Source organism: Marinobacter excellens LAMA 842 (assembly GCF_001574445.1).
In the GTDB taxonomy this organism is placed as follows: Bacteria; Pseudomonadota; Gammaproteobacteria; order Pseudomonadales; family Oleiphilaceae; genus Marinobacter; species Marinobacter shengliensis.
The window spans coordinates 1-24,614 of sequence record NZ_LOCO01000010.1; the positions used below are offsets into that span (position 1 = coordinate 1).

The 24,614-nt window shown below is 57.2% G+C and carries 25 protein-coding genes; 7 read left to right on the forward strand and 18 right to left on the reverse strand.

All coding sequences use genetic code 11. The features are described 5' to 3' along the window. The 7 genes from J122_RS10280 to J122_RS10310 all read right to left on the reverse strand — a co-directional run. A partial coding sequence (locus tag J122_RS10280) for a NapC/NirT family cytochrome c (RefSeq protein WP_061332328.1) occupies nt 1–548 on the reverse strand: 548 nt, incomplete at its 3' end. Continuing rightward, the gene (locus J122_RS10285) at nt 548–1,018 is read right to left on the reverse strand and encodes a nitrate reductase cytochrome c-type subunit (protein ID WP_061332230.1); all 471 of its coding nucleotides are present in this window, start codon (nt 1,016–1,018) and stop codon (nt 548–550) included. The genes J122_RS10285 and J122_RS10280, both read right to left, overlap by 1 nt. Before the next feature lie 12 nt (nt 1,019–1,030). Further along, nucleotides 1,031–3,535 carry a nitrate reductase catalytic subunit NapA gene (gene napA, locus J122_RS10290; RefSeq protein ID WP_061332231.1) on the reverse strand — a complete coding sequence of 835 codons (2,505 nt, stop codon included), beginning with the start codon at nt 3,533–3,535 and terminating at the stop codon, nt 1,031–1,033. Between the two features lie 17 nt (nt 3,536–3,552). Continuing rightward, nucleotides 3,553–3,855 (reverse strand): chaperone NapD, encoded by a 303-nt coding sequence (locus J122_RS10295; protein WP_061332232.1) that lies wholly within the window; start codon nt 3,853–3,855, stop codon nt 3,553–3,555. Further along, a complete protein-coding gene (gene napF / locus J122_RS10300) occupies nt 3,848–4,345 on the reverse strand; it encodes a ferredoxin-type protein NapF (protein ID WP_061332233.1) in 498 nt (165 codons plus the stop codon). Before napF ends, J122_RS10295 begins: the two co-directional genes overlap by 8 nt. A 6-nt stretch (nt 4,346–4,351) precedes the next feature. Further along, the gene (locus J122_RS10305; RefSeq protein ID WP_061332234.1) at nt 4,352–4,528 is read right to left on the reverse strand and encodes a periplasmic nitrate reductase, NapE protein; all 177 of its coding nucleotides are present in this window, start codon (nt 4,526–4,528) and stop codon (nt 4,352–4,354) included. A 145-nt stretch (nt 4,529–4,673) separates the two neighbouring features. Next, nucleotides 4,674–6,071: a DUF4397 domain-containing protein gene (locus J122_RS10310; protein WP_061332235.1), complete on the reverse strand. Its 1,398-nt coding sequence runs from the start codon at nt 6,069–6,071 to the stop codon at nt 4,674–4,676. A 366-nt stretch (nt 6,072–6,437) separates the two neighbouring features. On the opposite strand from J122_RS10310, the gene J122_RS10315 reads away from it, so the two are divergent. After that, complete coding sequence (locus J122_RS10315) at nt 6,438–7,304, forward strand: DUF6279 family lipoprotein (RefSeq protein ID WP_061332236.1); 867 nt, start codon at nt 6,438–6,440, stop codon at nt 7,302–7,304. Nucleotides 7,305–7,381: 77 nt separating this feature from the next. On the opposite strand, the gene J122_RS10320 is transcribed toward J122_RS10315, so the two are convergent. The 5 genes from J122_RS10320 to J122_RS10340 all read right to left on the reverse strand — a co-directional run bounded on the left by J122_RS10320 (nt 7,382) and on the right by J122_RS10340 (nt 12,419). Further along, on the reverse strand, nt 7,382–8,152 hold the full coding sequence (locus tag J122_RS10320; protein ID WP_061332237.1) for an SDR family oxidoreductase: 771 nt from the start codon (nt 8,150–8,152) through the stop codon (nt 7,382–7,384). A 14-nt stretch (nt 8,153–8,166) separates the two neighbouring features. Continuing rightward, nucleotides 8,167–8,856, reverse strand: coding sequence for a histidine phosphatase family protein (locus tag J122_RS10325; protein ID WP_061332238.1), 690 nt, complete (start codon nt 8,854–8,856; stop codon nt 8,167–8,169). Then, nucleotides 8,856–9,920 carry a phosphotransferase family protein gene (locus tag J122_RS10330; RefSeq protein ID WP_061332239.1) on the reverse strand — a complete coding sequence of 355 codons (1,065 nt, stop codon included), beginning with the start codon at nt 9,918–9,920 and terminating at the stop codon, nt 8,856–8,858. The genes J122_RS10325 and J122_RS10330 overlap by 1 nt, the downstream gene beginning before the upstream one ends. Before the next feature lie 21 nt (nt 9,921–9,941). Continuing rightward, nucleotides 9,942–10,763, reverse strand: a complete 822-nt coding sequence (locus tag J122_RS10335) for an SDR family oxidoreductase (RefSeq protein WP_061332240.1) — start codon at nt 10,761–10,763, stop codon at nt 9,942–9,944. Between the two features lie 444 nt (nt 10,764–11,207). Beyond that, nucleotides 11,208–12,419, reverse strand: a complete 1,212-nt coding sequence (locus J122_RS10340) for an acyl-CoA dehydrogenase family protein (protein ID WP_061332241.1) — start codon at nt 12,417–12,419, stop codon at nt 11,208–11,210. Between the two features lie 147 nt (nt 12,420–12,566). On the opposite strand from J122_RS10340, the gene J122_RS10345 reads away from it, so the two are divergent. Next, nucleotides 12,567–13,469 (forward strand): LysR family transcriptional regulator, encoded by a 903-nt coding sequence (locus tag J122_RS10345; protein WP_061332242.1) that lies wholly within the window; start codon nt 12,567–12,569, stop codon nt 13,467–13,469. On the opposite strand, the gene J122_RS10350 is transcribed toward J122_RS10345, so the two are convergent. Both J122_RS10350 and J122_RS10355 read right to left on the reverse strand, forming a co-directional pair. Further along, nucleotides 13,463–13,819: a hypothetical protein gene (locus J122_RS10350; RefSeq protein WP_061332243.1), complete on the reverse strand. Its 357-nt coding sequence runs from the start codon at nt 13,817–13,819 to the stop codon at nt 13,463–13,465. The genes J122_RS10345 and J122_RS10350 overlap by 7 nt on opposite strands. Before the next feature lie 25 nt (nt 13,820–13,844). After that, on the reverse strand, nt 13,845–14,609 hold the full coding sequence (locus J122_RS10355; protein ID WP_197463839.1) for an EAL domain-containing protein: 765 nt from the start codon (nt 14,607–14,609) through the stop codon (nt 13,845–13,847). Nucleotides 14,610–14,807: 198 nt separating this feature from the next. Between J122_RS10355 and J122_RS10360 the strand changes: the two genes are divergently transcribed. Both J122_RS10360 and J122_RS10365 read left to right on the forward strand, forming a co-directional pair. Next, complete coding sequence (locus J122_RS10360; RefSeq protein WP_061332244.1) at nt 14,808–15,962, forward strand: isocitrate/isopropylmalate dehydrogenase family protein; 1,155 nt, start codon at nt 14,808–14,810, stop codon at nt 15,960–15,962. 43 nt (nt 15,963–16,005) lie between these two features. Continuing rightward, on the forward strand, nt 16,006–17,265 hold the full coding sequence (locus tag J122_RS10365) for an aspartate aminotransferase family protein (RefSeq protein ID WP_058090647.1): 1,260 nt from the start codon (nt 16,006–16,008) through the stop codon (nt 17,263–17,265). Between the two features lie 84 nt (nt 17,266–17,349). On the opposite strand, the gene J122_RS10370 is transcribed toward J122_RS10365, so the two are convergent. From J122_RS10370 to J122_RS10380, 3 genes are all read right to left on the reverse strand, one after another. Continuing rightward, a complete protein-coding gene (locus J122_RS10370) occupies nt 17,350–17,922 on the reverse strand; it encodes a DUF1439 domain-containing protein (RefSeq protein WP_058090648.1) in 573 nt (190 codons plus the stop codon). A gap of 85 nt (nt 17,923–18,007) precedes the next feature. Then, nucleotides 18,008–18,199, reverse strand: a complete 192-nt coding sequence (locus J122_RS10375) for a CPXCG motif-containing cysteine-rich protein (RefSeq protein ID WP_058090649.1) — start codon at nt 18,197–18,199, stop codon at nt 18,008–18,010. A gap of 6 nt (nt 18,200–18,205) precedes the next feature. Further along, nucleotides 18,206–19,432: a pyridoxal phosphate-dependent aminotransferase gene (locus J122_RS10380; RefSeq protein WP_061332245.1), complete on the reverse strand. Its 1,227-nt coding sequence runs from the start codon at nt 19,430–19,432 to the stop codon at nt 18,206–18,208. Between the two features lie 204 nt (nt 19,433–19,636). Here J122_RS10380 and J122_RS10385 point away from each other — a divergent pair, with 204 nt between their 5' ends. The 3 genes from J122_RS10385 to J122_RS10395 all read left to right on the forward strand — a co-directional run bounded on the left by J122_RS10385 (nt 19,637) and on the right by J122_RS10395 (nt 21,582). Further along, nucleotides 19,637–20,617, forward strand: coding sequence for a D-2-hydroxyacid dehydrogenase (locus J122_RS10385; protein ID WP_061332246.1), 981 nt, complete (start codon nt 19,637–19,639; stop codon nt 20,615–20,617). Between the two features lie 141 nt (nt 20,618–20,758). Continuing rightward, on the forward strand, nt 20,759–21,259 hold the full coding sequence (locus J122_RS10390; protein WP_061332247.1) for a hypothetical protein: 501 nt from the start codon (nt 20,759–20,761) through the stop codon (nt 21,257–21,259). 2 nt (nt 21,260–21,261) lie between these two features. Beyond that, nucleotides 21,262–21,582: a hypothetical protein gene (locus J122_RS10395; protein ID WP_061332248.1), complete on the forward strand. Its 321-nt coding sequence runs from the start codon at nt 21,262–21,264 to the stop codon at nt 21,580–21,582. 66 nt (nt 21,583–21,648) lie between these two features. Here the strand turns inward: J122_RS10395 and J122_RS10400 are convergent, their stop codons facing one another. Further along, nucleotides 21,649–24,612 carry a DEAD/DEAH box helicase family protein gene (locus tag J122_RS10400; protein WP_061332249.1) on the reverse strand — a complete coding sequence of 988 codons (2,964 nt, stop codon included), beginning with the start codon at nt 24,610–24,612 and terminating at the stop codon, nt 21,649–21,651. Between the last annotated feature and the right edge of the window lie 2 nt (nt 24,613–24,614).

Consider the following 24,614-nt stretch of genomic DNA (forward strand, 5'->3'; position numbering starts at 1 on the left):
GCGATGCCCTTGTGGCAATCGATGCAGGTTTGCTCGCCGTCTGCCAATGCCGTTGAGTGCGCCTGGGACGCCCTTGGATCCTGCAGCGTGAAGTCCATCGAATCGAACTCATGGCAATTACGACACTCAAGGGAATCGTTGGCTTTCAGCCGCTGCCACTCCCGCTCCGCCAGCTCACGTCGCTTGGCCTCGAATTTCTCCGGCGTGTTGATGGAGCCAAATATCCAACCCCAGACTTCTTTCGAGGCTTCCATCTTTCGACCAATCTTGTGAGTCCAGCCGTGGGGCACGTGGCAATCTGAACATTCGGCACGTACACCTGATCGGTTAGTGTAATGGATGGTTGTTTTCAGCTCCTGATACGGGTTGCTGTACATCTCATGGCACCCTATGCAGAATTGCTCGGTGTTGGTCACTTCCAGCGCCGTGTTGAAACCACCCCAGAAGATGATCCCCGCAATAAAGCCGCCGAGCGTCAGGAAACCGAGGCTGTAGTGCACACTGGGCTTGCGCAACAGATTCCAGTAGAACTTCAGCCGTTTCATCATCAGCGATCTCCTCTGTTGGAGGCACGGATCACTTCATCTACGGCTTTGAAATCTGACTCCACCAGCGGCTGGGCGTCAGTCTGGGGCACATGACACTGGGTACAGAAATATCGCCCCGGTGTTACCTCAGCCCGTACCTGAAAGTGACGGTCCATAAAGTGGGTCACGCTCACCATGGGCGCACCGGCTTCCACGGCTGCCTCGCGGCTGTGGCAATCCAGACACCGGTTGAAGTTCTTGTCTACCTGATAGTCACGGATGGCATGAGGAATCACCGGTGGTTGCTCCGGGTAGTTACGCACCTCCCGTTTTAGCTCTCGGGGATCACCGGCGATAGGCGGCGCGGGCAGGGTTTGCCCGAGGGTTCCGCCTTTGCGCAGGCCTTCAGGCGAAGAGGGTGACAGATGATCACTCTCAGCGTAAGCCAGGAAGGCCACGGAGGCCGTCAGCAACAAGACAAACGTTCTCATGGTGACGTCTCCTTAAGCCAGGTTAACCAGTTCCAGACGGACAGCGCACTTCTTGAAGTCGGTCTGTTTGGAAATGGGGTCCGTTGCGTCCAGCGTGACCTTGTTGATCAGCTTTCCGGCATCAAAGAAAGGCACATACACCATGCCCTTGGGCATACGAACACGGCCACGGGTTTCCACCCGAACCCGGACTTCTCCCCGGCGGCTGATCACCTTCACCTCACTGCCGCGCCGCCAGCCCTTGTCATGGGCATCATCGGCGTTCATGTACAGCAGCGCATCCGGTATCGCCTTGTGCAGCTCTGCCACACGGCGGGTCATCGAACCGGTGTGCCAGTGCTCCAGTACCCGGCCAGTGCACAGCCAGAACGGGTATTCGTCGTCCGGAGACTCTGCAGGCGGCTCATGGGGTACCGCGAAAATTCGTGCCCGGTTGTCCGGGTTGCCGTAAAACTGGAAACCACGGCCCTTCTCCACGTAGGGGTCTGACCCTTCGCGATAGCGCCACAGGGTTTCCTTGCCGTCAACGACTGGCCATCTCAGGCCGCGGGTGGCGTGGTAGGTCTCGAAATCGGCCAGGTCTTTGCCTTTGCCGGCACCAAACTGGCGGTACTCCTCGAAAATGCCCTTCTGGATGTAGAAACCAAAGTCTTTCGACTCCTGGTTCTCATAATCCGGGTGCAGGGCGTCCAGTGGATAACGGTCTACATTGCCGTTGCGGAATAGCACGTCAAACAGGGTTTTGTCCCGCGTTTCTGGTGCCTTGGCAATCAGATCCTCTGGCCACACATCGGCCACTTTGATTCGCTGAGACAGGGCCAAGGTTTGCCAGAGGTCTGAGCGGGCGTCTCCAGGAGCGTTCACCAGCTGGCGCCAAAACTGAGTCCGGCGCTCAGCGTTACCAAACGCCCCTTCTTTTTCAACCCAACCGGCGGCGGGCAGAATCAGGTCTGCGGCCTGCGCCGAAACCGTGGGATAAATGTCGGAGACAATGATAAAGGTGTCGGGATTACGCCAGCCCGGCAGGGTTTCCTGCATGGTATTGGGACCAGCCTGGATATTGTTGGTGACCTGGGTCCAGTACACCTTCAGTTTGCTGTCTTTCAGCATCCGGCTTTGCAGCACCGCATGATAACCTGGCTTGGCCGGGATGGTGCCCTCCGGCAGTTTCCAGATCTTCTCGGCCTTGGCCCTGTGCTCTGGATTGGCCACCACCATATCGGCTGGCAGGCGATGGGCGAAGGTGCCTACTTCACGGGCGGTTCCACAAGCGGAAGGCTGACCGGTCAGCGAGAACGGGCTATTGCCCGGGGTGGCAATCTTGCCTGTCAGCAGGTGGATGTTATAGATCAGGTTATTCACCCAAACGCCGCGAGTATGCTGGTTTACCCCCATGGTCCAGAAGGTGGTGACACGCTTGTCCGGATCGGCATATAGCTTTGCCAGGCGTTCGAGCCGTGCCTCAGAGACGCCGGAGATCTCGGCGGCCTTCTTCACATCGTACTCACGGACATGCCGGGCAAAATCCTCGAACGACATGTCTTCCCAGTCGTTGGCATTATTGGCGTTCTTGGCATTCTGCTCGCGCGGGTCTTCCGGCCTTAGACCGTAGCCAATGTCGTCTGCACCACGCACAAACCGGGTATGTTTACTGACGAAATCCCGGTTCACCGCGTTACTCTGGATGATGTAATTGGCAATGTAGTTCAGAATTGCCACATCGGCGTGGGGCTCCATCACCATCGGCAGGTCGGCCAGATCAAAGCAGCGATGTTCGTAGGTTGAGAGCACGGCCACTTCCGTGCCGGGATGGGACAAGCGACGGTCCGTTACCCGAGTCCAGAGGATCGGGTGCATTTCCGCCATGTTGGCGCCCCAGAGCACAAAGGCATCGGCGCTTTCGATGTCGTCATAGACACCCATCGGCTCATCGGACCCAAAAGTCCGCATGAAGCCAGCCACCGCCGACGCCATGCAATGGCGGGCATTAGGATCAATATTGTTGGAGCGGAAGCCAGCCTTAAACAACTTGCTCGCCGCATAACCTTCCCAGATGGTCCACTGGCCGGACCCAAACATGCCGACGCTTTCCGGACCGTGCTCCTTGATGGCACTGGTGAATTTTTCCGCCATTACATCCAGGGCTTCGTCCCAGCTGACCTCCTGAAAATCGCCCTCTTTGTGAAATTTACCGTCGCGTTTACGCAGCAGGGGCTTGGTCAGCCGGTCGCGACCGTACAGAATCTTCGACAGAAAGTAGCCTTTCACACAGTTCAGACCACGGTTCACTTCCGATTGCGTGTCGCCATGAGTTGCCACAATCTGGTTGTCCCTGGTTGCGACCATCACGCTGCAACCAGTGCCGCAAAAACGACAGGGCGCCTTGCTCCACTTAAGCTCAGTGAGCTCGGCATTCGTGATCAGATTACTGGCTGCCGCCGGTATCGACAGGCTGGCAGCAGATGCCGCCATGGCGAGCGCGTTGGCTTTTGCGAATTCACGTCGTGTCAGGTTCATGACATTGCTTCCTGTTGCTATGTTTCTGACGGTCCTGTAGCAATCAACTGCTGGCTCGCTTCCTCGGGCGACATCACTTCGTGGTAAACCAGAATGCATTCCAGAACGCCTGGCGCACTCTCAATCAACTCCATGGCACCGAGCAGATCCTGATGGCTACTACCCTCTGCCAGAACCACCAGTTTGCCAACCGGGTCTCGAGTGCCCTCCTCCAGGCCCGTTGTTTGTTCAAGCAGTTCAAGAACAGCGTCCAGAGACTCCGGGCGCACGTGCACCAGAAAACTGGCAATGTGGATTTCGGCTTTCTGCGAGTCAGGCATGGGCCGGCTCTCGCTGTGCCTGAGCAATCAGGCTGATGGCATCTTCAGGGCACACGGCGACACAGGCACCGCACCCGGTACACTTGTCTTCGACAATCTCCGGGACGGCGACATGAGCATGCCTGGGTGGAAATCGGATGGCCATTGGCTCGCAGGCGTCGCGGCAGGTCTGGCAATGGATATTGGCTTTGGCAAGGCAGCTATCCTGCACCTGGGCACGCCAGGGGAATGCCTCCCGGGCCAGGTCAAACACCGGTTCCGGGCAGGACCTGGCGCATTCCCCACACAATGTGCAGCCTTCGCCAGTAAAGCGGATTTGCGGAAAACCGCCGTCACCACGAAACAGCACATCTTCCGGGCAGGCCTCAATGCAGCGATCGCAAAGGGTGCACTGATCAGTGATGGCCTGGGTTGTCCAGGGCGGCCGCCACTCAGACGAAACCGCTCTGCCGCCGCGCAGAAAAAGCCGGCGGGACTCGTTCACAGCCATGTTTGCCTATCCCCCGGGTGGCCCCGGCGGCCCCATGAATACCTGGGACATCCAGATCAGAAAACCGTAACCACCCACAACGGCAACGGCCAGGATGGGAAACAGGAAGACGATGATGAAGACAAATAACCGGAATTCGCTGCTCTTGCGCTGCTCCGGCGTCAGTTGTTGGAGGTCGTCCATAAACCCGCCTTTTTTATGTGTGTATTCATTACCCTAGTCAAACAGAGCAAACTTGGCAAAAATCAAATTTGGTATTTCTTTGGGGGTATAGACAAAAAAGCCCCGGACGGGGCCGGGGCTTTCATCTGGGTCCTGGAGGCAGGAATCAGGTCGCTGGCGGCACGAAATCGTCCAGCAGCGTCAGACCAGCTGTATTCTCGGTATCTTCAGGAGCGAGACGAGCAACTGCCGTATAAACTCCACCGGCTGCGAGACTGATTTCACCGGAACGGAAGAGCACCTCGGTGCCATCGGCGGAGGTGATAAACACAACATAATCACCGGCCGGCACTCCAAGATAGCCCGACGAGTCACCATAGGCGAAGTCATCCAGTGCCGGCATGGCATTGCCCTGGTTGGTACCGGCGTCCGCCGCAGGAACAAGGAATACATCCACCAGCGGTGCTTCTACCGCGCCGTGGATAACCCGGAGGCGAGCCTCTGTGGCAATACGGCGGTTATCGTCTGCAAAGGCCAGGGCTTCGAGTGTTCCCGCTTCGGCGGAACCGGCTGCCAGAATGGTCAGAAGGCTTCCATTATCCAAGGCCAGAGTTTCATCCAACACAGGAGTCAGGCTGCCAGTTGCCGTCACCGCGACGCGGTTATCGCCGGTCTCCAGTCCCACATACTCTCCCAGTCTGGCGAACGTCGGCACTGTCTCACCGAAGGCCACGTCGGTAGCGGCTGCGGAACCGTCCGGGTCTTCGTTCAGATAAATATCAACATTAGGTGCATCTGAAGAGTTGTGAACCGCGCGAATGCCTGCTCCGGTATCCTTGTCCAGAATTTCAGACGTCTCGCTGCCATTAATCACTAGCAGGCTGACCGGAGACTCGCCGTACACCGTGTTATCGATAGCGGCAATCAACAGATCAGAGCCTGCAGGCAACTCGACGGCACCGCTGTCATACACCACATCGGCGCTGCCCTCGGCGGTCACCCGGATCTGGTAGGTTCCGGCGTCCAGCTCCAGCGGCCCAACGGAATCACGGAATGCAAAACTGAAAGCGGGTTCTGCTGGCAAGTCGGCGCCATCAGCAGTCACATAAACCGACACAGCGGGCACCAGGCTGTCAGCGGCTGGCGACAGATGGGCCACCCTCAAGCGAGCCGAGTTCGGATCATCCCGCTGGCCATCGTCTGTCAGCACCACCGGCTCGATGTCGCTGCCGCCAACGGTACCGGTCGCAATAATATCGTATCGGGTGTTTGCCTCAAACCGGGTGCTTCCGACCTCGATGACGGTCAACTGATCGCCTGTTGGTAAGATCGCATCAACATCAACTGAATAATTGCCGCGATTTGGCCGCAAGGTCGCAGCCTGCTTGAAGTCCGCACCGGTAACCAGTGCCTCGCCATTGAAACTGACGTTAACAGAAGGGGCGTCGGATACGGCATGAACAACCCGAACATCGGTTCTTGGAGTACTGCTCGAACCATCAAAACAACCAGAAAGCAAAACGCTGCCGGCCATCAAAACCGGTAAAGCCACTATCGTTTTCATTGTCGCTGTTCCTCACTGTACAAAGCTTGACGATCGGTTTATTTGGTTCGAACCTGCACCAGTTCAGTCCCTGACTAATGCGTCAAAGCAATCTACGGGGAGGGTAAAAAAACGGATTCACAATTTTTTACATTCGAGATCACGAATGTGAGCTGAATACAATTTTCTCTATGCTGGCAGGCACTCAGAAACGATCCTCTACACGCGTCATTTTATCGGAAGACATGACACCTCCTCGGCAATTGTGAGCGAACAGCATCTGAAATTTTCGCCAATCCGTACCTAGACTAAAGTGATTAGCGCGCAGATAGGCGATCGCAACATCATAATAGGGATGTAAAGTTTTACCACCGAGAGACAGGCACCATGGATCAGCGGCACCGCACGAAAACCCTGAAGCTGACAACGCTTTCCCTTGTCGTCCTGTTCGTCCTGGCTGGCTGCAGCTCTACCCGCATGGCCTATCGCTATGCGGACTGGGGTGTGGTTTGGTGGGTAGAAGATTATGTCACCCTGAGCCGGGCGCAGAAACGGCAGCTGAACCAGGACTTGGACAGCCTGCTCAAGTGGCATTGCTCAACGGAGCTACCCCGCTACCGCGCCTGGCTGGACGAACTTGAGGCCGACATAGCCGATGGCGCACCGGATATCGACACCATTGAATATCATCAGCAACAACTCCTGGTCTTTGTACCGGACTTGTTGGATAGAGCCGTGCCAGTGGCTGTGAATCTTCTGACCAGCCTGTCTGATGACCAGGTGACCGAACTGGCCAGGAACATGGCAGAAGATCAGGCTGAGCTTGAACAGGAAATGCTGGGGGGCGACCCGCAACAAACTGCCAAGGCGCGGGCAGAGCGCACCGCCAAACGGGTTGAACGGTGGCTGGGCAGCCTCAATGGACAGCAGCAGGCTCTGCTTGAAGAGTGGTCTGCTGATCGCGGTCAACAAACAGAAATCTGGCTGCAGGGCCGCAAGAACTGGCAAAAGGCCCTGCTGGAGACCATGAAAGGCCGGGACCAGCCCGGTTTTGATGAGGCCATCCGCGAACTGGTGATTAACTCCGAAAACGCCCGAGGTCCCGAATACCAGGCCATGATGAGGGAAAGCCGGCTGGCCATGGCAAACCTGATGCGTGCGTTGATCCAGGCTGGCGACCAACAGCACCGGGAGCACCTACAGGCCCGGGCAAGCAAATTGAACCGAGACTTCACCGCCCTGACCTGCTCCTGATCTGGCCAGCTGAGCACCAGACAGAGAAAAGGGCCGGAGATGACGAATTCTCCGGCCCTTTTTAATTCCGGCGGTTATTAAACCGTCAGGTAACCACCATCCGCATTAATGCAGGCACCGGTGGTGTAGCTGGAAGCGTTGGACACCAGGTACAACACGGTACCGGCCATTTCGTCCGGGTCTGCCACCCGCTTCATCGGAATGTGAGCCATGGCCTGTTTCTTGATGGCCTCGTTGGTGGTCAGGGCGCTGGCGAACTTGGTGTCGGTCAGGCCCGGCAGCAAAGCGTTCACCCGAACATTTTGCTGGCCAAGCTCCATGGCGAAAGACTTGGTCATGGAAATCACCGCCGCCTTGGTCACCGAATAGATGCCCTGGAAGTGGCCAGGGTTTACGCCGTTAACCGACGCCACGTTCACAATGGAACCGCCGCCGTTTTTTTTCATCAGCTGGGCGCCACGGGCACACATGAAGAAGTAGCCACGGATGTTCACATCCACGGTTTTGTGGAAAGCACCCAGGTCGGTATCTTCGACGGGGCCAAAGTATGGGTTGGCGGCGGCGTTGTTCACCAGGATATCCAACTTGCCGTGCTCTTTTGCAATGTGCTCCCAAACCGCCTCAATCTGATCCATCTCGCCAATATGGCAAGCGAAGGCCTCGGCGCTGCCACCATCGGCACGGATGCTGCTCGCGACGGCTTCACAACCGTCAATCTTGCGGCTGCTGACGATCACGTGGGCGCCGTAGTGGGCCAGTGTGCGGGCGATGCTCTCGCCGATGCCACGGCTGGCACCGGTTACCAAGGCGACTTTGCCAGTCAGGTCGAACAGGTTTACATTGCTCATGGAGTTTCCTCAGCTTATCGGAATGTCACCAGGGCGGGGTCTTCCGCTTCCAGGTGACTGTAGTTGTTGAATACGGCCAGGCTACGCCGGGGGCCGGAATACAAAATGCGGGACACGCTGGTGTTGGCAATCACGTTGTTCATCTCCAGCGCCTTTCGATCTGAAAGCTCCAACAGGTGCTGGGCAATCACCGCAATGGGCCCGCCGGATGTGGAGACAATGACATCGGCACCGTCCGCCAGCTCAATCAGTTGATCCAGCGCAGTGCTAACCCGCTGCCGGAAACCCTGCCAGGATTCCGCGTATTCGTGGTCGTGTTCACCACTCACCCAGCGGGCAACAGCTTTTTCAAAAGCCTGCTGAAACGCCCTCGCCGGTTTCGGGAAACTCGCGAGGTCCCGAGCCATCACCTGTTTATCCGCCCATTCCGGGCGCAGGCGTTCCACCACTTCAACGTGATCAAACTCGTTCAGGCCTTCCATCACCTGCATATCCGGCAGGCTTGCACCATAACCGGTGGTGATCGCTTCAACGGTTTCCCGATGGCGCTGCAGGTTACCGCCAAAAATGGCTCCCGGCTCTACTTTGTCCGCCAGCCAGCGGCCCAGGACTTTGCCCTGCGCCCAGCCTCGCGGGGAGAGCTGGTCGTAGTTTTCCTTGCCGAAGCTGGCCTGGCCGTGGCGCACCAGATAAATCGTGGCCATTACAGCGAGCTCTCACTGATCAGGCGCTGGCACCGTTTCTCCAGATAATTGGCAGCGTGGCCGAAGGCGGCAAAGCGCTTGTCTTTGGTCTGTCCGTGATAGAAGCGGTAATAGATCTGCTGGACAATCACTGCCAAGCGGAACAGACCGTAGATTTCGTAGAAATCGAACTTTTCAGACCGGAAGCCGGATTTCTCCATGTAGTAGTCCACCACTTCCTTGCGGGTCAGCATGCCCGGCCGGTGGGTGGGTTGGCGCCGCAGCATCTGGAAGGGGCCTTCATCGCCCGCTTCAATCCAGTACGCCAGACTGTTGCCCAGGTCCATCAGCGGGTCACCGATGGTGGCCATCTCCCAGTCCAGTACGCCAATCACTTCAAACGGGTTGTCCGGGTTCAGCACCACATTGTCGAAACGGAAATCGTTGTGGATGACAACCTGGGCGATGTCGTCCGGCATCTTGTCGTTCAGCCAGGCCATCACGTTTTCAAAGCTACCGACATCCTCGGTGCGGGCCTTGCGGAAACGGTCGCTCCAGCCTCCAATCTGGCGCTGCACGTAGCCGGCGCCTTTGCCCAGTTTGTCCAGGCCGGCGGCCGTGGCATCCACGGTGTGCAGGTCCACCAGCTTGTCGATCACGTTCAGGCACAGCTTGCGGGTATCTTCGGCACTCAGCTCGAAATCCTTGGGGAAATCCTGGCGCAGGATGATGCCCTTGAGCCTTTCCATCACGTAGAAGTCACACCCCAGCACGCTGTGATCGTCACAGATGGCAACAATGTTGGGCACATAGGGGTAAACCGGCTTCAACGCGTCCATCACCCGCGCTTCCCGCAGCATGTCGTGGGCCGACTTGGCAATCTTGCCGAACGGTGGCCGGCGCAGTACGTAAGACTGCTCGCCGTAGTCCACCTGATAGGTCAGGTTGGAAGCACCACCGGGGTACTGCTTGATACTCGGCTGCCCTTCCAGGCCGGGAATGGCCTGTTTCATGAACTGGTCGACGGCGCTGATATCCAGCTCTTCGCCTTCCCGGATGTCTACGGCCTGGTCGATCTGAGTCATTCAATCTCTCCTGTGATGTATTCAGGCGTTCGCCTTGCCACCCATCTTGCTCATCCAGCGCTTGGTTTCCTGGTGCATCAACCAGTCAAACGCCCAGGGCGCATGGCGCTTGAGCATCCACATACGGCGCTCTTTGGCGTGGGGCAGTACCCAGAAGTCTTTGTCTTTCACGCTGCGGAAGATATCTTCGGCCACGTTTTCGGCGGTGATGTTGGACCGCTTCATCAACTTGTTGACGTTCTGCTGGATGCCGGGAATATCCGAACGCATGGTGCTGGCCAGGTTGGTCTGGAAAAACGCCGGACACACACAGCTAACATGAATACCGGAATCCCGCAGCTCCTGGCTGAGGGTTTCGGACAGGGCAATCACCCCCGCCTTGGAAACATTGTAGCTGTCCATCAACGGCGCCAGCATGAGCCCGGCCATCGAGGCCACGTTAACAAAGGCTCCGGAGCCCTGTTCCTTGAACAGCGGCGTGAAGGCTTTGCAGCCACGCACCACACCCAGTACGTTGATATCAAGAATCCACTCCCAGTCACCAATGGTGGTGTCTTCAATGGAGCCTGCGGAGGCAACGCCGGCGTTGTTGACCACAACGTCCACACCGCCCCACTTCTGAACCAGGTCATCACGAACTTTTTCAAAATCTGCCAGGCGGCGAACGTCGCACTCAACAAAGTAGCCTTCACCGCCGGCCTTGTTCAGTTCCGCCTCAACGGCCACGCCCTGCTCCGGGTTAATGTCCCCGATGCAGACTCTCGCGCCTTCTTTGGCATACCGCAATGCAATCGCCCGGCCCAGGCCACTGGCCCCGCCGGTTATAAATACTCGCTGTGTCATCGGTGTTTCTCTCCGTTATGTTTGGGAGTTCACTTTCTTTTTCATTGGAGTAAGAGCTGCTGTCGGGTAGCACTCTCCAAAACACGCTGTGAATACATCCGTGTACGCTCTGCTCCGCCATCCATGGCTCCGCAAGGTTTTGGAGAGTGCTACCCGACATCAGCTCCCAAGCGCCTCAGTGGGTTGTTCCGAACAAAAATAAGTCTTATGCCCTGACCACCTCATACTTGCAACGGAACGAGGTTACCCTAAGTCTTTACCCGCAATCCCTCACCAAAGCTGGATAAGGGGCCGGCGGGGTGGGGCTTCTGAAACCTTGCGGAGCCATGGATGGCGGAGCAGAGCTTACACGGACGTATTCACAGCGTGTTTCAGAAGCCCCACCCCGACGGCACCCCACGCCCAATCAAGAGGCCAGGCGAACCAAAGCACCCAATCCAAAAATCAGGACTTATACTTCCGAAGCTCCAGGCGAGCCACCATGGCCCGATGCACTTCGTCGGGACCGTCGGCCAACCGCAGAACCCGAGCGTAACCGAACAATGCCGTCAGCGGGAAATCATCGTCGCTAACCCCGGCACCACCGTGAATCTGAATCGCATCATCCACAATCTGCTGCAACATCGCCGGCACCACCGCCTTGATCATGGAGACCTCCTGTAACGCCCCCATAATGCCCTTGGTATCCAACGCCCAGGCACACTTCAACGTCAACAGTCGAGCCTGCTCAATGTTCATGCGGGCATTGGCGATGACATCCGGGTTGCCACCCAACTTGGCGATGGGCCGGCCGAAGGCTTCGCGGGTCATGGCGCGCTTGATCATTAACTCAAGAGTGCGCTCAGCGGCACCGATGGCACGCATGCAGTGGTGCACGCGGCCCGGCCCCAAACGGCCCTGGGCGATTTCGAAGCCACGGCCAGGGCCGGCGATGATGGCGCTCTTGGGCAGGCGTACGTTGTCGAACAGTACCTGGCCATGGCCATATGGCTCATCGTAGGCGCCGAAGACTGGCAGCATGCGCTCGATGGTGATGCCAGGGGTGTCCAGCGGCACCAACACCATGGAGTGCCTGCGGTGTTTCTGTGCGTCCGGGTCGGTCACGCCCATGAAAATGCCGACTTTACAGTCCGGGTGGCCAATGCCGGTGCTCCACCATTTACGGCCATTGAGCACCACTTCGTCACCTTCAACCATCGCGGTGGCTTCCATGTTAGTGGCGTCGGAGGAGGCAACCGCCGGTTCGGTCATGCAGAAGGCGGAACGTACTTCGCCGCTCATGATTTTGGGCAGCCACTCGGCTTTCTGCTCTTCCGAGCCGTAGTGGATCAGCACTTCCATGTTGCCGGTGTCTGGCGCATTGCAGTTAAAGATTTCCGGGGCAATGAAGCTGCGACCGGTTTCTTCGGCAATCAGGGCATAGTCGGAGTTCAGCAGGCCACAGCCGTATTTGTCGTCCGGGAAAAACATGTTCCACAGGCCCTGGGCCTTGGCTTTTTCCTTCAGTTCTTTGATGATCGGCAACACCACCCAGCGGTTTTCCAGGGAGGCAAGCTCCTTGTGGTACTGCTCTTCAATGGGAAAGATCTCGTCACGCATGAACTGTTTCACGCGTTTGAGGTAATCCTGGCCTTTCTCGGAAATATTGAAATCCATGGTGCAGCTCCTCGCGCTTACCTGCCCCAACCGGGGCGCACTTTTGTTCAGATGGAAAACAGTCTAGGAGCCAACGCGCTATTACGCGACTGAATTGTTCTTATCGTTTATCATTACCCTTACTTATTCCGGAACCGGACGCGTCTCATGGCCCTGAATCGACTGGACCTCAACCTGCTGCATGTTTTCGATACCATTTATCGGGAGGGCAGCCTGACCCGCGCCGCCAGGGCGCTGCACCTGACACAGCCAGCGGTGAGCCATTCCCTGGCGCGGCTGCGGGATCACTTTGATGACCCATTGTTTACCCGCCAGGGCAACCAGATGGTGCCCACTCCGTTAGCGCGCAGGTTTCTGGAGTCCATGCGGCCGGGACTGAATCAGGTGCAGAGCGCGGTAAACCAGTTCCATGCCTTTGACCCGGCCAGTCAGCGCAAGACTTACACCCTGGGGTTGCGGGATGTGCTGGAATCAACCTTTCTGCCGCAGTTGATGGGCAAGCTGGCACCCTACCCGGACATGGAGATTGTCTCCCAGCGGATACCAAGGCGGGATATGGAAACCCAGTTAGCCGCCGGCAAACTGGATTTCGCCATTGATGTATTGCTGCCGGTCAGTAACCAGACCAGCCACGAACTGCTTCGGCAGGACCGCCTGGTGGTGTTGGCGCGCAAGGGGCACCCAGCCATTAAAGACGGGCTGGATATGCCGGCGTACCTGAAGGCAAAACATGTACTGGTTTCGTCCCGTACCGAGGGTCCGGGCATCGAGGACTTTGAGCTGTCCCGGCACGGCGTACAGCGCAGCATCAGGCTACGTTGCCAGCACTACTATGCTGCCTGCCGGGTGGTGGAGAATTCCGACCTGTTGTTGACTATGCCGGAAACCTACGCCCGGATTATTGCCGAACGCAGTGAAATAGAAGTGATGAGCCCGCCCGCACAGATGCCCTCCATCGATGTGCACCTGTACTGGCACAGGGCGTATGAGCGGGAGCCTGCGCTGGTGTGGTTTCGGGACCTGCTACGCGGCCTGCCACAACATCAGTAGGCGCCTACCAGGGCAAGGAAGCCAAAGAAACCGGCAGCGGTAATGCCCAGGGAAAGCACTACAATTCCAAAACCCCACCAGATTGCGGCGGCGTCTGACACCGGCACGTCGTGTCCCCGCAGAGTGCGGTAGAAAGCCCAGGGACCGAGCACAAACGAGCCCAAAACGGCAAACACCAGGCCAACTGCGATGCCCGCAAAGGTCCACGTAGCCAGAACCATAGCCCTGTCCGAACTCTGCTCTTTCACACCATGGTGCTCTAAAAACTTCTTACAGAAGAACCACAGCAGGGCAAACAGGGCAACCACAAACACCAGGCCGCCAACAAGCGTAATAATCCGGTACAGCACAGAGTTATCCTTTACATTTAGGTGGTCAGTCCGGGAACACGGGCTCCGGCAGGCACTCAAACCCCGGCTTGGCGAACAGGTAGCCCTGATAGAGCGCAATTCCCTGGGAGCGCAGCCAGAAGTATTCCTCTTTGGTTTCTACGCCTTCCGCGATAATCCGACCACCAAGATGGCGCATCATGGTGATGATTCCAAGCACAACCGCCTGTTTATTGGAATCGTCATGAATATTCCGCACCAGCGCCATATCCAGCTTCAGGAGATCCGGCGGGCTCAGCATCATGATGTTGTAGCGGGAGTAACCGGCCCCGAAATCGTCAATCGCAGTGCTGAACCCCATCGATTGGTACGCCTCGATGATGGAGGACAGATGCTCTACGGAACTGAGATCCTCGTTTTCAATCATCTCGAAGATGATTTTCCGGGTATCAAAGTTGTAGGTTTTCGCCGCCGCCAGAGTGGTCCGGATGCAATATTCAGCCTTGTACACCGCGTTCGGCATGAAGTTGATGCTGAGAAGCGGCTGCATGTCGAGCTTGGCTGCCAGCTTGACCGCTTTGACCCGGCAAATCTGGTCAAACGCATAACGGTTGTTTTCATTTACCCTGGACAGCACCGACATGGCGCCCTCTCCTTCGGGGCCGCGCACCAGCGCCTCATAGGCAAACACTGTTTTGTTGTCCGCATCCACAATGGGCTGGAAGGCAAAACTGAACGCAAAATCCAGACCGCTCCCACAGGCACACTGCTCACAATGTGACTCATCAAATAGCACTTCGGGTTTATTCACACGGGCTCCGGAACAAAAACAGATACATGTCGCTGGAAGCTTAAAAGAATCAATTAGTTTCCACTATAGCTATCAACCGACAGGTCGTAAAACTTCGTCAATTAATTAAAGCCACCACCACTGGCATCTGCCAGCCCGAGGACTACACTGGGGTTGTTGTTCAAAACCCGCAAACACCGCACGTTAGGAGGCTCGGGAATGGCCCAGACCACTCGCATCGCAGTTACCCCCGGAGACGGCATCGGTCCGGAAGTTGTCGCCGAAGCTGTCCGCTGTCTGGAGACCCTGCGCGCGAAGCACAACCTGGCACTGGAATGGACCCGGTTCCCCTGGCCATCACATGCCTGGCACGAAGAATACGGCGAATCCTGGCCGGCAGACGCGCTTGCCCAGTTAAAGGCCTATGACGCCATCCTGCTGGGCGCCCTGGGCGATCCCGGCCCTATGGACGACACCAACCGGTACCTCCTGCCAGACAGCATTTCACTGGCTCCCCTGCTGGACATGCGTAAAGGTTTCGACCAGTGGGTGTGTGAACGCCCTGCGCGACTCTTACCGGGCGCCAGGCAGTACCTGAAAGATGATCGCGCCAAGGACATCGATATGCTGGTGATCCGCGAGAACAGTGAAGGCGAGTACGTCAGTCAGGGCGGGCGACTGCGTCAGGGCAAGCCAGACGAAGTGGCCACTCAGATGGAGGTTTTTACCCGCCGGGCCACCGAACGAATCATCCGTTACGGCTTTGAGCAGGCCCGCAAGCGTGCCGGTGAGCGGGTGCAGGAAGGCCGTACCCGCGCCTTCCGCACACTGGATGGCCGAAGCTGTGAAAGCCAGGTTTGCCTGGTGACCAAGCGCAATGCCTTGCGTTACTGGGGTGACATGTACACCGAAGTCTTTGAGGAAGTCAGCCACGACTTTCCCGACGTGGCCACCCACCACGAACTCGTAGATGCCGCCTGCATGAAGTTTGTTCAGTGCCCCTGGGCCTTTGATGTGGTGGTGGCCAGCAACCTGCAGGGCGATATCCTGACCGACCTGGCAGCCGTCCTGTCTGGCGGCATGGGCGTTGCTCCCTCCTGCAACCTCAACCCGACCGACCCGAATATGCCGTCCATGTTCGAGCCCACCCATGGCAGTGCACCGGATATTGCCGGCCAGGGTATTGCAGACCCCACCGCCATGCTGTTTACCACGGCGCGTATGCTCGATTGGCTTGGCCGCAAAGACCCCAAACTGGCACAGGCCGGGAAGGAGCTGTTCGACGCAGTAGCCGCTGACCTTGCCGAACAGGGTAACCAGCAACGGGCGACCAGCCAGATTGGCGATGCCATTTGTAAACGCCTGCAGGCCTGACTAGTCTGCTAAAGAGGTATTTCATTCACTTCGGGAGGTGCCCATGACCGACCATAAAGGCAAACTGTCTCCCCTGCTCAAGCAGGCTACCGGCATTACTGCCGCCAAAGGCGAAGGCGCCTATATTATTGACCCCGAGGGCCGTCGGTATCTGGATTTCACCTCCGGCATCGGTGTCACCAGCACCGGCCACTGCCACCCGAAAGTGGTGGCCGCAGCCCAAAAACAGGTGGCTACCATGATTCACGCCCAGGCCACCACGGTAATGAACCCCAGGCTGCCGGAACTGGCGGAAAAACTCGGAGAGCTGACACCAGACCCTCTGAATGCCTTTTTCTTCTCCAACTCCGGCACCGAGGTGGCCGAGGGCGCGGTTCGCCTGGTTCGCCAGGCCACCGGACGCCCCAACGTGATTGTATTCCATGGCGGCTTCCACGGCCGCACCATGGGGTCATTGTCCATGACCACCTCCAGCGTTGCCCTGCGGGCCGGTGTCAGCCCGATGATGGGTGGCGTTGTGGTTGCCCCCTTTCCACACGCTTTTCACTATGGCTGGAGCCTGGACGAAGCCACCGACTTCTGCCTGCGGGAGCTGGACAGAATCTTCGTAACTTATTCGGCCCCCAAGGAAACCGCCGCCATGCTGATTGAGCCGGTTCAGGGTGAAGGCGGCTACGTACCCGCCAACGCCCGCTTCCTGAAGGGCCTTCGGGAACGCTGCGACAAACACGGCATCATGCTGGTGTTCGATGAAGTGCAGGCCGGCTTCGGCCGCAGCGGGAAGTTCTGGGCCCATGAACACTTTGGCGTAACCCCGGATGCCATCATGATCGCCAAAGGCCTGGCCAGCGGCTTCCCGATCTCTGCCCTGGCGGCTTCCGAGGAAACCATGTCCAAAGGCTGGCCCGGTTCACAGGGTGGCACCTACGGAGGCAACGCCGTGGCTGCGGCGGCAGCTATTGCTACCATCGACGTCATTCGCGAAGAGGGCCTCGTGGAAAACGCAGACCGCATGGGTAAACGCCTGTGGGACAATTTGCATGCCCTGAAAAAGGATTATCCGGAGATGGCCGATGTCCGGGGCAAAGGCCTGATGGTCGGAGTTGAAATGCGCCGGGGCGACTGCCCCGATGGCGAACGGGCCGGCAAGATCCTCAAGGAATGCGAAAACCGGGGATTACTGATGCTTCGCTGCGGGCCTTACCAGGAAATCGTCCGATGGCTGCCGCCACTGATCGTCACCCAGAACCAGATTGATGAAGCGACCGGCATCTTCGAGGAGGCCCTGAAAGCCACCGCCTGAGCCCCATTTCATGAAACGAAAAAGGCCGGATGATATCCATCATCCGGCCTTTCTCACAGAGCCTATCCTGGAACCACGGCGGTATTATCTGTCGGCGGTGACAAACTCCAGGCGCCCGGGGGCAACACGGATATCCACGGGCACAATGCCCAGCATCCGCTGGGCAAAGTCTTCCTCATTGAGGCGATACACCGGCATGGTTTCCAGCATCTGGGCCACCACCCGCATCACGTTGTCCGTGACCGGCGCCAGGTCGCCCTTGAAAAAGGGTGAATCAATGGAGCTCTCCAGAAGCTGGAGCCGGCGGATGTACACCGCTTTTTCCTGACTGTCATACACTGGTGCACCTTCAACCTTGAGCGCCAGGTCCACCGGCAGCTTGGCCATCAGTGCGTTCAAAGCCACCTGCCCCCGAAGATCAATCACCGCGACATCGCGACCATCCGGCCCCAGGGTAATATCTGCATCACTAAGACTCAGGCTGAGCGGCGATCCACTCTGCAAATGCTGCCGATCATAGTCGGCCACGGCCCGCTTGAGATGCCGCTCAATCTCGCCCTCGGAGATGGCATAAGGTGAAATGCTCGCACAACCACTGGCCAGTACTGCCAGCACCAGAACCGGGAACCAGGCCCGAACCTGCATGAATGTTTTCATTTTTCTTCCTCTGAAACCGAGCCCCCTATCCTGCGGCAGGCATGCCTTCCACGCAAGCCGTGTTGATTAACGATTGGTGAGGGAGTCAGTCGTTCTCAGCACGGGCCTGCACGGTTGGGGTCAGCCGTTCATCAAACGTTACGGTCAGCACGATGGGCTGACAGCACACCTGGCAATCCTCGACATACTCCTGTTCAGCCACCGAGGGGTCGACGCTGATTTCCAGCGTCTCCCAGCAGTAAGGGCATTGAACGAGCACTGAATCAAGCGCAGACATGCGAACTCAGAACTGCTGCTTGGCCATCCAGGGGATGATCCGGTCGAACGCCTCTTCCATCCGCTCACAGGTCGTCGAGAAACTGAAGCGCAGGGCATTGGTGCAGTGCTCACCAAAGGCGTCACCCGGCACCACACATACCCCGGTTTCCTTCAGCATCCGGAGCGCAAGATCAGAACCATCCACATGGGGCGGCAAATCCGGAAAAGCGAAGAATGCGCCGCCGGGCTTGTAGCCGGTCAGATAGGGAGTCTGGTCGATCAGCTCCACAATCTTGTCCCGACGCTCGCGATAGATATCGACCATGTCGCGGACGCACTGCTGGTCTGCCGTCAGGGCAGCCACGCCGGCAAACTGCGACGGTGTATTGGCCACCGAGGTGGTAAACATATGGTAGCGCCGTAGCGACTTGATTGCCGCCTGGCTGGAGATGACCCAACCAACCCGCAAACCCGCCATGCTGTAGGTCTTGGAGAAGCTGCTGATGCACATGATGTTGTCCAGGTCCATAGAACAGTTCAGGACGCTGGCAAAGTCATCATCATCAAAGATCAGGTGGTCATAGACCTCATCTGCGTATACCTGAATCCCGCGATAGGCGCACTCCTCGAGAATCGTCTCGACGGTACTGCGGGGATACACCGCTCCGGTCGGATTGTTGGGGTTATTCAGGATAAGAGCGAATGTTCGTGCCCCCATGGCCCGGATCACATCATCCGGGTCCAGCTGGTGGTTGTTCTCAGCACGGGTGGGCACAAACTTCACCTCACCGCCGGTCATCCGGATAAGGGGTGCGTAGAGCAGGAACGACGGGTCCGTCACGATAAACTGACGACCGGGCGCCGAGGTCGCCGAAATGGCCAGGTACATGGCCTCGGTGGCACCGCTTGTTACCAGAATATTGTCGCGGGTGAGCTTGCGGTTGTAGCGCTTGCCATAGTAATCCCGTAGCGCCACCAGCAGTTCCGGCAGGCCGGCATCCATGGTGTAGCCAGTTTGGCCGGCGTTCAGCGCGTCAATATAGGCATCAATAATATGCTTTGGTGTTGGCAGGTCTGGCTGCCCTATCGACAGGTGAATCACATCCTTCATGGTGGATGCCATATTCACCAGCCGGCGAATCCCCGAAACAGGAATGGCCTGCATGGCCGGGTTCCAGCTGGCCTTGGTCTTGCGGTACTTCACTTTCCGCGGCTTGGTCTCGCCGGCATCCTTGTTCGCGGATTCCGCCATACGCACCTCCCGATAACAGGGTAAATAAAGACCTACCCCTGCAGGTTAGTCAGTAAAAATCAGCGGTACAAGGCCAGTGGGACTAAAGACTGAACAAACCCGCCGAGGCAATGGATCCGTCAAGCCAGGTTGACCCACACCCACTCGCCTACCAGACTACAACGATGGACTAAAACCAATCGTTGCGATTCCTGCGGAGGTGAAATGACAGCGTCCAACAAACCGGTTGTCACTGTTCTGACAGCGCCTGGCGAGGCACCGCCTCCCGGCATAGAAGCCGTTCAGGCCAGGGCGGAAGTTCGCTTCGCCTGCGATGAACAGACACTCCGGGACACCCTGCCCGGCACCGATGTCATGATGGTGACCGATTTCCGGACTGAAGCTCTGGAAGCCGCCTGGCCAACCGCAGACCGGTTGAAATGGATTCACGCCACCAGCGCCGGTGTCGATGCACTCATGTTCCCGGCACTGATCAAAGGCGACGTTACCGTGACCAATGCCCGGGGCATCTTCGACCGGACCATTGCGGAATATGTGCTGTGCAGCATTCTGATGTTCGCCAAGGATTTCCCCCGGTCCATCCGCTTACAACTGAAGCACGAGTGGAAGCATCGGGACACAGAGCGGGCCGAAGGCAAGCAGGTGCTGGTAGTGGGCGCCGGCTCCATCGGCCGTCAGATCGGCCGACTGGTTAACGCCGCAGGCATGCATGCCCATGGCATTGCCCGCACGCCCCGGCAGAAAGACCCGGACTTTGTAGCGGTGCACGGCAACGATGAATTGTATGACCAGTTGAGCCATGCGGACTTTGTGGTGATTGCCGCACCACTGACACCGCAAACCGAGGGACTGTTCGACAGCAAGGCGTTTGCGGCGATGAAGAAGTCGGCCAGGCTGATCAATATTGGCCGCGGGCCCATTGTGAAGACGGATGATCTGATCCAGGCGCTGGACGACGGCGAAATTGCCGGCGCGGCCCTGGATGTGTTCGAGGAGGAGCCGTTACCGGAAGATCATCCGCTTTGGGAGCGGGAGAATGTGATCATGACGGCGCATATGGCGGGCGATTTCATCGGCTGGAAGCGGGCGCTGACGGACCAGTTCCTGGAGAACTTTGACCGCTGGCACAAGGGTGGCGAGCTGTTCAACCTTGTTAACAAGGAGCTTGGGTACGCCGGCAGTTAGACTTTCAAGTTTCCCACTCCGCTAACCGTGAGACCCACTTCGCATTGGGCGATTGCTAACGACATTCGGATTGACATGTGCCAACCGGCCAGCAAAAATTCCAGACGTCGAATTACGACTGGATTAAAACAAGGAGGTTTTATGGCGGCAACACGGTTACTGTTGCTATCCATACTATTAACTGCTTTTCAGGCCCAATCCGGGGAGCTAGTCTTGTCTCAAGATTTGGCCCTGGACTACGCCGAGCCGAAGCTAATATCCCACAGCAGCACCACGCTCATCCTCAAATACGATGACTGGTCTCTGTCACACCGAGTCGTAGACTCAACCGCGATCTATCCCAAGATCAACCTCTCGGGCATAGAGGAAGTGTATCTCCATTCAATCTTCCTTCCTGCCCGGCGTGACTCTCTACCTAAATGGCTTCAAGTGCTTGCGGAAGAGCAGGCTCGCCAGTTCGGTCTACCGGAGGGTCAAGTAGTCGAAGAGACCGTTGGCAATGCCAAGATTTTGGGAACTTACAACCAACAAAATGAGGAAGGTTACCTCTATATCTTTGATCGCGTTGCTATCCATCAGATGACTATCGCGGGAACCGAAAAACAGTATAAGGAACTGATCAGAAACATCAGGGAGAGATGAGTATGGATATTTATGAAAGGGACCATCTGCAACAATTTCTGGTTACGATATTTGGCCAACAAGCTGCAAGTTGGTTCCCAAATGAGCCGCTATTTAATCTGACCTACGAGTTAATTCAGGAATCCGGCGGCTGCACTGAGGCCATGCGCTACGTACCCGAACCCTTGGGTCCAGCAAGGAACGCTTTTAGGTGGATGGCCAAAGAAGCAAGGAAAAAGTTTCTGAAAACAATCGCCGAAAATAAGGACCATTACGCAATGTGCATTGGGACGGCAGCCTACCGAATGGCGCACCGATTCCACTTGGCTGCACAGGGTGTATGAACAACAGTCAGATTGAGTAAAGGAGCCTGTGCAAACGTATTAAGCGTTCCGCATGAGGCTCCGGCATTACACAGCGGTCACCTCCGCCACCGAAGCCGCCACTTTGTAGTCCACACCCCCCAGTGCCTCGAAATGCGCTTCGCCACACAGAATCTTCAGATTCTCCTCCAGCCGGCGCTTGTCGCTATCGTGGGTGGTTTTGGTCTCACGAATCAGGTAAACCTTGCGATCTTCCTCGAGCACGACCGCCCAGTCCGGGTTGTAGTCGCCGACCGGCGTGGGAATGGTGAACCAGCGGGGTAGCTTGCAGTAAAACTTCACGTTCTCCGCGCCGTCAAGCGCCTGTGCCGTCATCCTCTCGATATGCGAATCGCACTCGATGTAATCGTAGGGTGTCTGAACCTGATCGCCCTGATTGCCATGTTGCACCTGATAGGAGCGGTCCAGATACGCCTCCAGCTCTGGCTCATCGAACAGCTCCATCTTGAAGTGCTCGCCGGCCAATTTCTCGTAGCGAATGCCATCCACCAACAGTTCATCCAGTGCTTTCTGAATTTGCCGCGCTGTTTCGGTGATGAAACCCTGCGGGTTTGCCTTGAACTCACCCAGGCGACGGCACCCCCGAATGATGGTCAGCAAGGTTCCTCTGGTCAGGTGTGTGCGCTCCTGCAAGGCGCCAATCAGGTCCGGCAAGACTTCATGGGAGCTGACATAGCGCTCCTTGGTGGTGGAGATTTGCCGGTCACTGCCGAATCCGGCATCGGTCAGTTTGGCCTGGGTATGGTCAATGGTGAGCGTCACCGGCTTGACCACGGGCATGTTCTGGAGTTTGTGGCTGGCCAGATCAATCAGTTGCTGGGTATCAAAGCGAATAGAGTACCGGGTTTTCTGGCTGATTTTGTCCCACAACGCCTTGAAATCGGGGTTCAGCTCCACCCTTTTGTTGTAGGTAACGGCTGTTCGCTTGCGTGCATCCTGAACCCGGCCTGCAAACATAAAGCTGCGCAGGCGGTCGATGATTTCGTTTTCCAGCGGCTGGTATTCCGGCGGCACTTGCAGCTGGAAGTACATGTCGTCCGGCTGGAAACGGGCGGTGAGGTCGCCCTTGGCGTCCAGATAGCCTTCCGCTTTGAGCGCTTGCCACAGATGGCGGGATTTTTCCTGGCCCAGAGTTTGGGTGTCGTTGATCGCCAGCGGCGCAAAGGCGATAACAGGCACCCGGCCAAACTTGAAGCCGCCGCCGATGTCTTTCTCCATTTCGGTTTGCAGATTCTTGGCGTATTCCTCAAAGGACTCGCTGGCCACCACCGTCAGTCGGTTCACCTGCGGGTCAAAAACCCGGTCACCGTTGGCGTCTACGGACAGGCGCAGACCACGGCCAAGGGTCTGTCGGCGCTCCTTTTCGCTGCCGAACTCCCGCAGTGTGCAAATCTGAAACACATTCGGGTTGTCCCACCCTTCTTTCAGGGCTGAGTGACTGAAGATGAAGCGCAGCGGTTCGGATTCGTCCAACAGGCGCTCCTTGTCCTTCATAATCAGCTCGTAGACTTCGGCGTCACTGGCGGTAGTGCCACTGGTGTCCTTCAGCTCCACCACTTTGCCGCGCTTTTTCACTTCGGCAAAGTAACCATTGTGCACCTGCTCCACATTCCTCTTTGGCAGGTCGCTAAACAGCGAGCTTGCGGCCAGTTCGCTGTAGGCTTCTTCAAACCAACGGGCCAGCTTGCCCTTCTGAACATGGCCGTTTTCATCGTAGTAGCGGTAATTGGCCACCTTGTCGATGAAGAACAGCGACAGCACCTTCACATCCAGGCCCTGTTTTTGCAGGTTGCGCTCTTTCTTGAAGTGCTCCTCCACCGTCTGGCGGATCTGCGCTTTCAACACATCGTCGTGGATGCCGCCTTTCTCCTGTTCTGGCTCCAGAATGATGTTGTTGGCAAAGCGAACGAATTCCGCACCCGGCTCCGCGTATATCTCATCCACCACATAGCCCTGATACCCAAGGCGGTTGGAATGGTCTGACAGATCCGTTCCCTGCTTGAGCTTGACGGTCTTTTCCCGGGTGCCGTTGGGCGTGTCCTCAAAAATGATCACCGAAGCCGACGGTGTTTTGGCTTTTCCGCTGTAGCCAATCTTGCTCAGTTTCAGGTACGTCTGGTTTACATTGCTCTGGGACTGAATAGACGCCACAGAGATCTGCTTTACCAGCTTCATGTCATACGCCTTAACCGGCCCTAACTGATACACCACGTTGTAGGGGTTGCGGTGAGTGGCGGAATAGCGCAGGGCGAACAATGGCTTAAGGTGGTTCACCGCCCGGCGAGCCTTGGGGGTATTGTCTACGGATTGTGGCTCATCGATGATCAGCACCGGCCGCACGTCCTGAATAAACTCGATCGGTTTCACGCCGGACATCCGGTCCTGCTCCCGGTGAATCACCGACAGCTTCTTGATTTCTTCCGGGGTAAGGCTGTCGTAGCTGTCCACATCCCCTGCGTCCCGCTGAAACGCCTGGATGTTAATCACCATGATCTGCAAGGTGTTGGCGGTGGCAAACTGGCGCACCTTGGAAAGATCCTTAGCGCTGTAGACGTAGTGATCGAAAGGCGCCTTGTTGTACAGGCTGCGGAAATGCCCCTTCATCATGGCCAGGGACGAGAGCACGCCCTCGCGGATGGCCACCGAGGGCACCACAATGATGAATTTGCGCAGCCCCAAGCGTTTGTGCAGTTCAAAGATGCTGCGCAGGTAGACGTAGGTTTTACCGGTGCCGGTTTCCATCTCCACCGAGAAATTGGGGAACGGATAGTCGTCTCCGGGCTCGAACAGGTGCGGAGATTTCTCGATAAAGTTTTGTTCCTGCACCCGGTGCAGGTTATCCAGCAGCTTGTCCGGGTCCAGTGTCAGGGTGTTGGCGATGCCCAGCTTGCGATAGGACTCACCAGAGGTGGACAAGCCCTCGAACACAGACAGAGTGGATTCTATGGCGTCCTGCTGGTAATCCAGATTGGGGTTGAACTTCAGTTTCATGC